Source organism: Rhodoferax aquaticus, from assembly GCF_006974105.1.
Lineage (GTDB): Bacteria > Pseudomonadota > Gammaproteobacteria > Burkholderiales > Burkholderiaceae_C > Allorhodoferax > Allorhodoferax aquaticus_A.
In genome coordinates this window covers 4,530,794-4,544,478 of sequence record NZ_CP036282.1, presented here as the reverse complement: position 1 = coordinate 4,544,478, position 13,685 = coordinate 4,530,794, and the positions used below count along the sequence as shown (strand labels likewise).

Sequence of the window (13,685 nt, the reverse complement as noted above, 5' to 3'; positions counted from 1 at the left end):
TTGCGTTCAAAAAATTCACGCCGGCCGATGCACTCTGAGACCGGTAGCCCGCTTACCATTTGGCCCATGCACACCATGGACTCCGGGCTCGCCCTTATTCGACAGCAAATTCAAGACGCAGTGGCGGCCAAGACGCCACTGCGCATTCGCGGTGGCGGCACCAAAGACTTCTACGGCAACACACTGAAAGGCGTGGTGCTAGACACCCACGTGCTGTCGGGCGTGCTGGCCTATGCGCCCAGCGAGCTGGTGGTGACCGTGGGAGCGGGCACCCCCCTGCATGAGCTCGAGGCCCTGCTGGCAGAGCATGGGCAATGCTTGCCCTTTGAGCCGCCCCACTTTCGCTGGTCACAAGCACGGGATGCCACGTCGCAGGCCACCGTCGGCGGCATGGTGGCCGCAGGCCTGGCAGGCCCAGCCCGTGCCAACGCAGGGGGCGTGCGCGACTACGTGCTGGGCCTAGAAATGGTCAACGGCCGTGGTGAACACTTGACCTTTGGCGGGCAGGTGATGAAAAACGTGGCGGGCTATGACGTCTCGCGCTTGATGGTGGGGGCTATGGGCACTTTGGGGCTGATTACTTCGGTGTCCCTGAAAGTGCTGCCCGTGGCACCGGCGCACGCCACACTGGTCTTTGACATGGATCAGACGGCCGCCTTAGAACAGTTGCACCGCTGGGGCGCCCAGCCCTTGCCCTTGAATGCCAGCCGCTGGCAGACCGCAGAGGGCGTGCACGGTGCGAATGCAGCACCGGCAGGTACCTTGCACCTGCGCTTGGCTGGCGCAGTGGCTGCGGTGGAGGCGGCGTGCACCCAGCTGCTCGCCCAAATCCCCGGCCAACGCCTAGACGCCACCGTTGCTGATGCGCAGTGGGCCGCCGTGCGCAACCAAACGGCCGCCTTCTTCGAACGCCCTTCGCCGGAGCACGCCTTGTGGCGTGTGAGCGTGCCGCAAACCGCGCCCGTTTTGCCATGGGATGGTGCGCAGCTGGTGGAGTGGCATGGCGGCTTGCGCTGGGTGTGGGTGCGGCCTGAAGCCGCAAGCCCGCTCCAAGCGTGGGCCACGCAGCAGGGTGGAAATGCTATGCAATTTGTAGCTGCTAACCCAGTATTCATGGGCGCAGAAGACCAATTTGCCTCTAAAAATGTGGCTGAAATGGGCATTTCCCGTGCCTTGAAGGCCAGCTTTGACCCCCACGGCGTGTTCAACCCCGGCCGTTTGTTTGCAGACTTTTAAGCCCACGCCCCACCATGCAAACCCAGCTTGCCCCCGAATACCAAAACACCGCCGATGGCGAGGCCGCGCAGGCCATTCTGCGCAAGTGCGTGCACTGCGGTTTTTGTACCGCCACCTGCCCCACCTACCAACTGCTGGGTGACGAGCTAGACGGTCCGCGCGGCCGCATCTACCTCATGAAGCAAGTGCTGGAGGGGCAGGCCCCCACGCGCGCCACGCAAACGCACTTGGACCGATGCCTCACCTGCCGCAACTGTGAAAGCACCTGCCCCTCGGGCGTGGAGTATGGCCACTTGCTCGACATTGGCCGCAAGCTGGTAGACGCCAAGGTGCCCCGCCCACTCGGTGAGCGCGCGGTGCGCTGGGCCTTGAAAGAAGGCTTGCCCTCACCCCTGTTTGGCCCCGCCATGCAGTTGGGCCAAATGGTGCGCCCCCTGCTGCCCAGCAGTCTGAAAAACAAAGTGCCCGCGCGCCAAGACGCAGGCCGCTGGCCCAGCTCCACCCATGGCCGCAAAGTGCTCATGCTGGCGGGCTGCGCGCAGCCCTCTATGGCCCCCAACATCAACAGCGCCACGGCGCGCGTGCTCGATGCCGCCGGCATCAGCGTGGTGGTGCCCGAGTCCGCCGGGTGCTGCGGCGCGGTGAAGTTCCATTTGAACGACCAAGCCGGCGGCTTGGACCATATGCGCGCCAACATCGATGCCTGGTGGCCGCACATCGATCCGCAAGCGCCAGGCAGCACGGGCGTGGAGGCGATCGTCATGAACGCCTCGGGCTGCGGGGTCACCGTCAAAGACTACGGCCATTTGCTGCACGCCGACCCGGCCTATGCCGCCAAGGCAGCGCGGGTCAGTGCGCTGTGCAAAGACCTCAGTGAACTGCTGCCGGGGCTGGTGCCCAGTTTGCAAGCGCGCGTGCAGGCCGCCGGCGCGCCGCGCTTGGTGTTTCATCCGCCCTGCACCTTGCAGCATGGCCAGAAACTGCGCGGTGGGGTGGAGACGCACATGGCGGCCCTGGGGTTTGCGGTGCGGGTGGCGGCCAGCGAGTCGTACCTGTGCTGTGGCTCTGCCGGTACCTACTCGGTGTTGAACCCCGACCTGGCTTACCAGCTGCGCGACCGCAAGTTAGGCCATTTGGCCGCGCAGGCTGACGAGGTCATCATCAGCGCCAACATTGGCTGCATCACCCACTTGCAAAGCGGCAGCAGCACGCCGGTGAAGCATTGGGTTGAGGTGCTCGACGCTGCCTTAGCAGGCTAAAGCCTCCCACCCCATATTGCGCTTAGGCGGCCAGACGCTTAGGCCGCCAGCGCCGCCTCAATGTCGCTGGCCATGCTCTCGGGCGTGTCGGTGGGGGCGTAGCGCTTGAGCACTTGGCCGTCTTTGCCCACCAGAAATTTGGTGAAGTTCCATTTGATCGAGGTGCTGCCCATGAGCCCAGGCGCTTCTTTGCACAGCCACTGGTACAGCGGGTGGGCGTTGCTGCCGTTGACCTCAATCTTTTCCATCATCGGAAATGTGACGCCGTAGTTCAGCTGGCAAAAGTCGGCAATCTCGTCATTGCTGCCGCTGTCTTGTGCGCCAAACTGGTTGCACGGAAAACCCAGCACCACCAAGCCCTTGGGGCCATAGCCTTGGTGCAGCGTCTCTAGCCCGGCAAACTGCGGGGTAAAGCCACAGGCGCTGGCCGTATTGACGATGAGCATGGGCTTGCCCTTGAACTTTTTGAGCGCCACTTTTTTGCCATCAATTTGCAATGCGTCAAAGTCGTACACGGTAGACATAGGTGAGCCTTTCAAAGTTCAGAAGTTGCTCCGAGTGTCGCACTGCCGCGCTGCCCCTTGGCGCAGTGCGGTTGAATGCTGCAAATTCACTTGGAATACGGCGTGAAAGCTGGCAGTATTGCGCCACCACAGCACTCCACAGGGGCCAATGATTCGCACCACGCTGACACTGCAGGCATTGCGGGACAGGCTGCGCAGCACCCTGCAGCAATACCAAGCGATTCAGCCCGAAGCCACCTTGGAGTCGTTGCGGCGCTTTCGCGTGTTTGCCATGGTCACCTTGGTGATCAACGTGTTGTACGCCGTCCAGTTTCTTACCCATGCCGATGTGGCGCTGGGCCCAGCACCTTACGCGTGGACCATGGGTATTGGCCTATTGCACGCGGCCATGGCGTGCCTGATGGCCCTGCTGGGCTTTTTCAGTCACCGCGCCGTAAGGCATCCCCGGGCGAGCGCACGGTGGGGCTTCGCTCTGCAAATGCTGGTGTGTGCCACTGCCTTGGCGTTTGCCTGCGGGCTTATGGTGCTGGACCAATGGGTGCTCAAAAACAGCACGCCCTTTGTGCTCATTTGCCTGGTGGTGGGCATGATGTCGCTCATGCGTCCGCGCTTTGCGGTGCTGCTGTTTGGCGGCGCGTATATTGGGTTGTACTTTGCGTTGGCGCACACCCAGCCCAATGCAGAGATGCTGGCCCAAACGCGTGGGGATGCCCGTTTGGTGTTCATCATCAGCGCGGTGGTGTCGTATGTGGTGTGGCGTCAGTACGTGGTGGCCACTTTGTTGCGCCAAGAAGTTGCCACGGCCCAAAAAGCCTTGGCCGACAAACAAACAGCCTTGGAATACCTGGCCACGCACGACCCGCTGACCGGATTGTTCAACCGACGCGAGTTCTCGCGTTTGGCCGAGCAAGAGCTAGCCCGCGCCGCCCGTTACCCCTGCCCCACCAGCGTGGTGATGGTGGATTTGGATTTTTTCAAAAGAATCAACGACCAGTATGGCCACCCGGTAGGTGACCACGTATTAGTGCATGTTGCAGCCATTGTGCAAAAAATGGGCCGCAGCGTGGATGTGGCGGCCCGCTTTGGCGGTGAAGAGTTCATTGCGCTGCTCCCCAACACCACGGTGGAAGGGGCTATGACGTTTGCTGAAAACTTGCGCCAAGCCATTGAAGCCAGTGCCTTGCAGGCCGGAGAATTCACCGTGCGTGCAACTGCGAGCATGGGGGTGACTTGCCTACCCCTGGGTGCCACAGCATCGCTCGACACGCTGTACGCCGCCGCTGATCGTGGCCTGTACGCTGCCAAGCAAGCTGGACGTAACCGCGTGGAATTTTGTGCGTTGGCAAGGCTTGCGTAAACGATCTCAGGTGTTAACTGTGCAAAGCCTTGTCGTTGGCACTGGGCAGCGCTGACAGCAGCGCAGCCATTACCACCAGACCGCCACCCAGCAGCGTGCGGGCGTCCCATTGGGCAGCACCCAGCAGCACCGCCGACACGCTGGCAAACACGATTTCCGTCAGCATGACGATCGAAGTCACATTGGCCGGTAGCCGCGAGGCGCCGTACTGCAGGCCCAGATTGCCCGCCAAAATCAACACAGCCATGCCGCAGAGCCACAGTAGCCAAGGACCAGCCAAGCTGGGCAGTGCGCTCACCATGCCGGTTTGCAAGCCCAGCACCGCAGCCAAGGTTGCCATGACTGCGCCACCTCCGAACATGGCCAGCATGTGGGCGGCTGGGGGCGCAGCGTGCAGCTTACGCAAGAGCACATTGGTCAGGGCAAAGCTGAACCCGCCCATCAATGCCAACCAGTCGGGCAAGCTCTCAGGCACAGGCCAATCGGTGCCAGGCTTTTTGAGCACGATGACTACACCTAGCAATGCGAGCAACAAGCGTCCTACCGATGCGGCGCTTGGGCGTTCGCCCAAGATGGGCCACGCCAATAGCACCACCCATGCAGGCATGAGGTAGAACAAGAGCACCACGCGCACCACGTCGCCCACGGTCACCGCCCAGTTGAATCCCACGTTGGTGAGCCCCGCACTCAGCAGCAAGCACCACAGCAAAGGCGTCTTCAGCATGGGCTGCCAAGCGCGCGGTCGCACAACGGCAAGTGAAACCAAAGCAATGCAGTAAATGAGAGCGGTCGCCCATAGCGGATGCACGCCCAAGGCCTGCAACTCGCGAAATGGCCACCACGAGACGCCCCAAGCAAACGCGTTGGCCACCAGGCCCAACGCGGCCAGCAGCTTAGCCATGCAGGTTGTCGTTGCGCGCGATGGCTAGCAGGTGTTCTACCTCTGCACTGTGTTCACGGCAATTGCGTGCATGCCAGCGTTTGATCAGCCACATGAAGCCGGCCACGATCACACCAAACAGCGTAATGGCACCGAACGCCGAGAGGCCAAAACGTGTGGAGAAGGTAAACACCGCCCCCAAGCCCAAGATGCAGGCTTGCTCATTGAAGTTTTGGACCGCAATCGACCGCCCCGCCCCCATGAGGTTGTGGCCACGGTGCTGCAGCAATGCATTCATAGGCACCACCAAAAACCCGCCCAAGCCGCCTAAGAGCACCAAAAACGGTGCCGCCAGCCACACGTTGTCAATGAAGTTGAGCAATATCACCAGTACGCCCATGGCAATGCCCAGGGGTAGCAAGTGCACGGCTTGGTGCAGTCGCAAACGCATCGAGGCGGCCACCGCACCAATTGCGGTGCCCACGGCCACCACGCCTACCAAGGCGGAACCTTGTGTGTAGTTGTAGCCCAAAGCGGCGGCCGCCCAGGCCAGCACGATATAGCGCAGGTTCCCACTCACGCCCCAGAACAAGGTGGTCGTGCTGAGCGAGATCTGGCCCAAGCGGTCGCGCCACAGGCGCATATTGCAGTTCCAGAAGTCGGGCAGCAAACTCGCAATGTTGCGCGGCAAGGCCCGCATGGGCACACCGGTCAGAGGAATACGGGTGTTAAACCAAGCCGCCAAGAGATAGAGGGAGATCAGCACCGCAATGGCCGCTTCGGCCGGTGTGTCAACGCCGGTATCCAAGAACGGAAAGTTAAACGACAGCAACCAGGTCGAAATGCTCGGCCCGACCAACTGCCCTCCCAGCAGCACACCCAAGATGATGGAGGCAATGGTCAGTCCTTCAATCCAGCCATTGGCCTTGACCAATTGCGACGCTGGCAAAAGCTCGGTCAAGATGCCGTACTTTGCTGGAGAGTAGGCCGCAGCGCCCAAGCCCACAATGGAGTACGCCATCAAGGGGTGGGTGCCAAACAACATCATCAGGCAACCGATCACCTTGATCGAGTTGCTAAACAGCATGACCTTACCTTTGGGGTACGCGTCGGCTATGGCCCCCACAAAAGGCGCTAACACCACATAAAACAGCGCAAAAATAGGCACCAAAGCGGCTTGCTGCCAGCTCGGGGCACCTGCGGTCTTTAAGAGTTGAAGCGCGGCCAGAAACAGCGCGTTGTCGGCCAGCGAGCTGAAAAACTGCGCTGACATGATGGTAAAAAAGCCGCGTTTCATGGATCAATCTGGCGCGCATTAGTAGGCCTAATGCTTTGGGTTTTATGGTGGGACTTCAAATCTGCTGCGGTTATAGCACGCCCCCAGTGTCAAAATCTACGTTCAACTTCAGAGACCCTATCGCCCATGCCGCGTCCCATACTCGCCACGATTCACACCCAAGCGCTTCGCCAGAACCTGCAGCGATTACGCCTCGCGGCACCCGACGCCCGCGTATGGGCGGTGGTCAAAGCCAACGCATACGGACACGGCATAGAGCGTGCGTTTGAAGGCTTGCGCAGCGCTGACGGTTTTGCCTTGTTGGACTTGGCAGAGGCGCAACGCGTGCGAGCCTTGGGCTGGCGCGGGCCTATTTTGCTGCTGGAGGGGGTGTTTGAGTTGCGCGATTTAGAGTTGTGTTCGCGCCTTGACCTGTGGCACACCGTGCACTGCGATGCCCAGATCGACATGCTGGCGGCGCACAAAACCACGGTGCCTATGCGGGTGTTTCTCAAAATGAACTCGGGCATGAACCGCCTAGGTTTCCGGCCTGAGCACTACCGCTCGGCGTGGAGCCGTCTCAATGCCTTGCCACAGGTCGACGAGATCACCCTCATGACCCACTTCAGCGATGCCGATGGCCCCAAGGGCGTGCAAGCGCAAATGGCTACCTTTGCCGCCATCACCCACGATTTGCCTGGCGAGCGCACGCTGAGCAACAGCGCTGCCACCTTGCGCCACACGCTGGACGCGCAGCACGTGGCCGCACAAGCCCAGACCCTGGTCGCCTCCGACTGGGTGCGCCCCGGAATTGCCACCTATGGCAGTGCACCTGACTATCCGCTCCACACCGCGGCGGATTGGGGCTTGCAACCCACGATGACACTTGCTGCAAAAATCATAGCTACACAAGACCTATCGGTGGGCGACACTGTGGGTTATGGCTCTAGCTTTGTAGCCGATAAGCCCATGCGTATCGGGGTCGTTGCATGTGGCTATGCAGACGGTTATCCTCGCATTTGCCCAACAGGTACACCCGTCTTGGTGGATGGCACGCGCACGCGCACGGTGGGGCGCGTCAGCATGGACATGATTACCGTGGACTTGGACCCCGTGCCACAGGCCCAAATGGGCAGCGTGGTCACCCTGTGGGGCCGTGCGGCCAACTCGGTAGTGTTATCGATAGATGAGGTGGCGGCATCTGCGGGTACAGTTGGTTACGAATTGATGTGTGGTTTGGCGCAAAGAGTGCCCGTGGAGGTTACAGATTGAAATTCTTCCCTATCCCAGTCGCGCTGCTTGAGCTTGGCAAGCCACTGCCCGTGGACGTGTGGAGTGCGTCGGGCAAGCTTTTGCTGAAAAAAGGCCAGTCCGTCGACACTGAAGAAGACCGCGAGAAGCTGCGCGCACACAACGCGTCATCCACTTTGGCCGACGCACTGGCCTGGCAACGCAGCTATGAGCGCACGGTGCGCATGCTCTTGCGTGAGGGCGCTGACGTGCAAGAAATCGCCCGTCTTTATATGCCCACCGACATCCCCGAGATCGACCGCGTGGTCGATGCCGAGGTCAAGGGCGGCTGGCTCGATATGCAAGAAGTCTTGCGTGGCATCTTGTACCAGTGCGGCTTGGCCATCAATCCGATTCCACGTTTGGTAGGTATCGAGAAAAAGGTGTTCGATCTGTTGCAGGCGGACGTGGACGAAAGCCTGTTTTGTCTGTTTCAAGCCCTGGCGGATGACACGCTGGGGTATTGCGCTACCCACGCGCTCTTGTGCGCAGTGGTGTGCAACCTCACCGCAAATAAGCTGGGCCTAGACCCTGAGCAAAGCCATGTGCTGTTGCGCACCGCACTCACCATGAACATTGGCATGGCCCGCGACCAAGACCGCTTGGCACGTCAAAGCACGGCCCCGTCCGAGTCGCAACGTGAAATCATCCGCGACCACTCTGAGAAAAGCGTCGAGATCTTGCGTGGCTTTGGCATCGATGACGAAAACCAACTTGATATTGTGCGTTGGCACCACACGGCCCAGTCGAACGAGGGGCTTCCCCAAACGCTATCGAGCCGCCGCATTCTGGCCATGACCGACGGATTCGTAGCCAAAATGGCCGCGCGCAAAACCCGCTCGCCCATGTTGCCAGTGACTGCCGTGCGCTCCATGATCGTGGGCGCTCAGGGCGATGCCATAGGCGTGGGCTCCGCCATGGCCCAGGCGGTGGGCTTTTATCCGCCCGGCACTTATGTGCAGCTGGTCAACGGCGAAACCGCCGTGGCCGTGCAACGCGGTGCCCGTGCCAACACCCCGTGGGTGGTCAGCATCGTGGGCAAAGACGGCATACCCTTGGAAAAGTATGTGTGCAAAGACACTTCCAACCCCGCCTTCGCCATTGAAAAGCCCCTGAGCTTTGAAAAAGTGCGCGTCATGGTTAGCCTGGAAAAAGTGCGCAAAGCCCGCGCGGCTATCCCGCGTTAAACAGCCTTAGACCCACTGCACGCTTGGGAGCGGCGTCACCCCCTAGCCGCTTTAGCTGCGTTCAGCCCCTGCGCCATACCAGTCCACCCGGCGTGTGCCCAGCATGAACGCTGCCAACACCAAGAACAGCAAGACTGAGCCCAGCAACAAGGCGTTCTGCTCGGACTGCAAAATGCCATAGAGCGCGCCATACAGCGTGGCCATGGCGGCACCAAACCCCATGGCGCGCGGCGTGCTGCGCAGCACTGAGGCTAGGTAAGTTCCCACCAAGCCCACAGAGGCCACCGCCGCTGCGCCGTAAGCCGCTGCAAACGACAAGTGCTCCGACAAGCTGGTCAGCAGCAAGAAAAACACCGCCTGTGCCAAGCCCACCAAGGCGTACTGGATGGGGTGGATGCGCAACTGCTTGATCTGCTCAAACAAGAAGAAGCTCGCAAAGCTCAGCGCAATGAACAAAAAGCCGTACTTCACCGAGCGCATGGCTTGCTGGTACACGTCCACCGGCTCAATCAGCTTGACCTGAAAGCCGCGCGCCTCATGGGTACTGTCTGCCACACCGGTGGACGCCAAAGCGGTAGTACCCCACTGCGCGGTAAATGTGTTTTTGTCCAAGGTGCGGCTGCGCGGCAAAAAGTCGCCACCAAAGCTCGGGTGCGGCCAGTTGCCCGACAGCGTGGCAGTAGACACCTCGCCGGTGGGCACAAAGCCAAACGCGCTGGTACCGGCCAGCTGCATGTCCACGCTAAACGTCAGCGCCGTAGGGTTGCCGTCAACTGCCGTGGGGCCTGAGGCGTGAAACCCTGTTTTGAATGCCTCCGCCACGCTGCCACGCGCCGTGCTCAACTCCCGGTTGGCGAGCAACACCTTGGGTGCACCAGAGATGCCACGCGTGTCTGCCACGCCCACCGACAGCACGGGCACGCCCCACTTCAGCGTGGCGTTGGGGCCCAGTGCAGGCAAGGCACGCACACTGGGGGTCACAAACTGGCCGCTCAGCACCGCGTGCAACTCATAAACCGGCGTGCTGTACAGACCAAAGGCACGCTTCTCCACCACCATGCTGCCCTGAAAGTCCACCGACTCGGGCTGCACAGTGATCACGTGCGAGCGGCTGCGCCGGGCGTAGCCCTTCTTGCCATTCACCGGCGTCCAGCCGGAAATCTCTTCGTCAAACTCCTCTTCCACCTGCACCGTGAGCACAGGCCCCCACAGCTTTTGCTCACCCGCAGAACTGGCTGCAATGGCGTTGACCGCCTCCGCGCGGTAGCGGGTGCGCTCCTCAATGGTGTGCTCAATCATGCTCAGCGGCACCCACAAAATCAGCGCCAGCAAAGACACCAGCAGCCCCTTCATCAGCAATGCATTTTTCACTCTCAACTCCTATTCGGTCATGGAGCTGGCAGTGTCCGCAGCCGTGGTGAACGCAATGTGCGCTGCCTGTGTGGACGGTGTGAAGTGCGTGTGAAGCTCTGATTTTCTGAAATCATGTCCAAAAGTGCTACTGATGCCCATGGATATTGCGCAAGCAGCTATCAAAACTCTAGCAACCGGCGCTAACGGGTAGTTCTGAAGACAGCTCGCCCCTGATCCGTCGTCCCAAGTCGCCACGCGCTTGCATCATTTCTTCCAAATGGCCAAAGCGCAAGGGGCAAGCTGCGTACCAGCGGGCGCACACATAGCAAAGCACTCAACAGCAATTGCAAAGCCGTTTTTACAAAGACACGCCGTTAGCTTCCTCACAATGGCTGATTGCGACAGAACCGCTGCGACCTGCATCCGGTGATGCGCGATGAAGACCTAGGTTTGCTGCAAGGCAGCCTCAAGGCCAAAACCATCGGAATCATCACCAGCGGGCGGCGCGAGGGCGGTGGCTACTTTTTACCGCGTGCGGTATTTGAATGAAGGGGCTAACGATGCAACGAACGACTCAACGCGCATTCACTTGCGCAACCTTGGCCCGGTCCACCACGGATAAGCCACGGAGCTAAGCTATGCCCACCCCCAGTCTCACCAGCCTCACCACCCTCATCCCCGCAGAGCGCATCCTCACCATTAGCAGCGCCAGCCTAGAGGCCCAAGCCGGTCACGCCCAACTTCAAGCCGTGCGCTTGGAAGGCCACGAAGGCATCAACCAACTCTTTCGCTACCAACTCACCCTGCAAACCCCGGACACCTCGGTCCCGGGTGGCCTGGTAGAGCTGGACCTCCAAGCCCTCATGGGCCAGGCCATTAGCTGCCACATCCAGCTCGAAGGCATGGGCACGTTTGAGGCGGGCAGCATCGGTGGGGTCGTCAAGGGCCAACTCGCCACCCCCCACCAAGGCAGCGGAGCGCGCCAAATCAGCGCCCTCATCACCGCAGCCACCCTCGTGCAAGAGACCCCACGCCAGCGCGTCTACCAACTCACCCTGGAGCCCTGGCTAGCCCAGGCCCGGCTCAAGAGCGACTGCAAAGTCTTCCAAGACATGAGCCCGGTCGACGTGATCGAACACGTGCTGGCCAACTACCCCCAGCCCAGTACCAAAAGGCTCATTGAGAACTACCCCGTGCGCGACTACTGCGTGCAGTACAACGAAACCGACCTGCAATTCATCACCCGGCTCATGCAAGAGTGGGGCATCAACTACCACTTCGAGCACAGCGGCGAGGCCCACCGTCTCATCTGGAGCGACCACAACGGTGCCTTCCAAATCCGGCAACAAGACCTGCAACAAAACAGCGCTGATCCCGGCCTCAACCCCTACCACACCATCCCCTACTACCCGCTGGGGCACAAGACCGACCGCGAGTACATCCACCGCTTCAGCCCGGTGCAGCGCCTGACTGCCAGCGCCTACGCCAGTGCCGACTACGACTACACCCGCCCCCAAGCCAGCCTGGCGGTGCAAGCCAGCAGCGACCATGCAGGCAATCACCCGGCCCACCAGATCTACCTCTGGCGGGGAGCTAATAGCGGGGTGGGTGGTGGAGCAAACACCTCCCTCTCTTCCTCCGACTACAGCCAACCCAACGCCGGGGCCGGAGCAGGAGCCGACGCCGCCAACCAAACCGAACCCCAAGGCCAACACCTGGCCCGCTTGCGCCTGCAAGCCCTGCGCCAAGGTGCCTTGCGTGCGCGGGGAGCCGGCCACATCCGCGGCATCGTGCCCGGCAGCAGCTTCACCCTGGCCGAGCACCCCCAGACCAGCGCCAACACCGAATACATCGTCTTGCACACCACACTCGATATAGAAAACCCGAGTGAGCACAAAACAGGTAGCAACAACACCCAAGACACCCCCCAAGGAAAATGGCGCGTCCACACCGAATTCGAGGTCCAGCCCAGCACCATCGCCCTGCGCCCTGACGGCACACAGAGCAAACCCCTGATCCCCGGCCCCTTGAGCGCCTTGGTAGTCGGCCCCGCAGGGGCCAACCACCACACCGACTACCTCAGCCGCATCAAGGTGCACTTCCCCTGGGATAGGCATGACGCGCGCGACCAACGCAGCAGCTGCTGGGTGCGGGTGGTAAGCCCTTGGGCGGGCAACCAGCTAGGTGCCATCCATATTCCCCGCATAGGGCAAGAAGTGCTGGTGAGCTTTGAAGGCGGAGACCCGGACAAACCCATCGTGATCGCGGCTGTCTACAACCAGAACAACCAGCCGCCCTGGGAGCTGCCCGGCCAACAGGCCCTCTCTGGCATCCGCAGCAGGGAACTCACAGCCGGCCAAGGCAACGCCGCCGCAGGAAGAAGCAACCATGTGCTCTTGGACGACACCGCAGAGCAAATCCAGGTGCAAGCCAAAAGCGACCATCAGCACAGCAGCTTGAGCCTAGGCCACATCACCCGCATAGAGAGCAGGGCAGGCCGTCAAGAACACCGGGGCGAAGGCTTTGAGCTGCGCACGGATGGCCACGGCGTCCTCCGCGCCCAAGACGGCCTGCTCATCAGCACGGAAGGCAGGCCCAACGCCCAAGGCCATGTCAAAGCCCTGAGCGAAACCGCTGCGCGCCTAAGCCAAGCGCAAGAGCAACACCACAGCTTGGGGAACTTGGCCGCTCAGCACCAGGCGCAAGACGCGGGGGAGGGGGCTGATCAAGGTGAAGTTGCCAGTGCACTGCAAGTGCAAAACGAGGCCATCAAAGGTAAAGAAGGAGTGCACCCCGAACTGGCAGAGCCTCACTTGGTGCTGACAAGCCCAGCCGGTATTGAGAGCACCACCGCAGGCAGCACGCACCAGCACAGCCAGGCGCACCACGCCATCAGCGCGGGGGGCCTTGTGAGCACGTCTACCGCCAAGAGTTGGCTGGTGAGTGCCAAAGAAGCCATCAAACTGTTTGCCTACGGCAAAGGCAAGAAAGACCCCAAGCACAGCGGCATCAAACTGGTAAGCGCCAAAGCAGACATCGACATCCAAGCCCTGCAAAAGAGCTTGAACCTGCTCTCCAAGCTGGACATCACCGTCACCGCCAACCGGGTCAGCATCATGGCCAAAGAGCGGCTGGTCATCAACGGCGGCGGCAGCCAAACGGTGTGGAGTGCAGCCGGCATCCACAGCCAAACAGCCGGCAGCCATGTGGCGCATGCGGCCTACCACGGGCTGGCACCGGGCAAGGCGGGGAGTGTGAGCATGCCGGAATTGCCCACTGGCACACCCGCCGCCAAACGCAGTTTCTCCGCATAAAGAAAGTCC

At 61.1% G+C, this 13,685-nt stretch carries 10 protein-coding genes; 6 read left to right on the top strand and 4 right to left on the bottom strand.

Annotation, left to right across the window (positions count from 1 at the left end; all coding sequences use genetic code 11):
- Positions 1-66 precede the first annotated feature (66 nt).
- Together glcE and glcF are read left to right on the top strand one after the other, a co-directional pair.
- Positions 67-1,236: a glycolate oxidase subunit GlcE gene (glcE, locus tag EXZ61_RS20950; protein WP_237219027.1), complete on the top strand. Its 1,170-nt coding sequence runs from the start codon at positions 67-69 to the stop codon at positions 1,234-1,236.
- Positions 1,237-1,250: 14 nt separating this feature from the next.
- Positions 1,251-2,495 (top strand): glycolate oxidase subunit GlcF, encoded by a 1,245-nt coding sequence (glcF, locus tag EXZ61_RS20945; protein ID WP_142813861.1) that lies wholly within the window; start codon positions 1,251-1,253, stop codon positions 2,493-2,495.
- Between the two features lie 38 nt (positions 2,496-2,533).
- Here glcF and EXZ61_RS20940 read toward each other — a convergent pair whose 3' ends face one another.
- Positions 2,534-3,019 (bottom strand): glutathione peroxidase, encoded by a 486-nt coding sequence (locus EXZ61_RS20940; protein ID WP_142813860.1) that lies wholly within the window; start codon positions 3,017-3,019, stop codon positions 2,534-2,536.
- Between the two features lie 148 nt (positions 3,020-3,167).
- Between EXZ61_RS20940 and EXZ61_RS20935 the strand changes: the two genes are divergently transcribed.
- Positions 3,168-4,376, top strand: a complete 1,209-nt coding sequence (locus EXZ61_RS20935) for a GGDEF domain-containing protein (protein ID WP_142813859.1) — start codon at positions 3,168-3,170, stop codon at positions 4,374-4,376.
- A 13-nt stretch (positions 4,377-4,389) separates the two neighbouring features.
- Here EXZ61_RS20935 and EXZ61_RS20930 read toward each other — a convergent pair whose 3' ends face one another.
- Positions 4,390-5,277 carry a DMT family transporter gene (locus EXZ61_RS20930; protein ID WP_142813858.1) on the bottom strand — a complete coding sequence of 296 codons (888 nt, stop codon included), beginning with the start codon at positions 5,275-5,277 and terminating at the stop codon, positions 4,390-4,392.
- Positions 5,270-6,553 carry a lysophospholipid transporter LplT gene (gene lplT, locus EXZ61_RS20925; protein WP_142813857.1) on the bottom strand — a complete coding sequence of 428 codons (1,284 nt, stop codon included), beginning with the start codon at positions 6,551-6,553 and terminating at the stop codon, positions 5,270-5,272. Before lplT ends, EXZ61_RS20930 begins: the two co-directional genes overlap by 8 nt.
- Positions 6,554-6,679: 126 nt before the next feature.
- Here lplT and alr point away from each other — a divergent pair, with 126 nt between their 5' ends.
- A complete protein-coding gene (alr, locus tag EXZ61_RS20920; protein ID WP_142813856.1) occupies positions 6,680-7,804 on the top strand; it encodes an alanine racemase in 1,125 nt (374 codons plus the stop codon).
- Positions 7,801-9,009, top strand: coding sequence for an HD-GYP domain-containing protein (locus EXZ61_RS20915; protein WP_142813855.1), 1,209 nt, complete (start codon positions 7,801-7,803; stop codon positions 9,007-9,009). The genes alr and EXZ61_RS20915 overlap by 4 nt, the downstream gene beginning before the upstream one ends.
- Positions 9,010-9,060: 51 nt before the next feature.
- Here the strand turns inward: EXZ61_RS20915 and creD are convergent, their stop codons facing one another.
- Entirely contained in the window at positions 9,061-10,380 is a 1,320-nt protein-coding gene (gene creD / locus EXZ61_RS20910) for a cell envelope integrity protein CreD (RefSeq protein ID WP_142813854.1), read from the bottom strand.
- A 620-nt stretch (positions 10,381-11,000) separates the two neighbouring features.
- On the opposite strand from creD, the gene EXZ61_RS20905 reads away from it, so the two are divergent.
- Positions 11,001-13,676, top strand: coding sequence for a type VI secretion system Vgr family protein (locus EXZ61_RS20905; protein WP_142813853.1), 2,676 nt, complete (start codon positions 11,001-11,003; stop codon positions 13,674-13,676).
- The last annotated feature ends 9 nt before the right edge of the window (positions 13,677-13,685 follow it).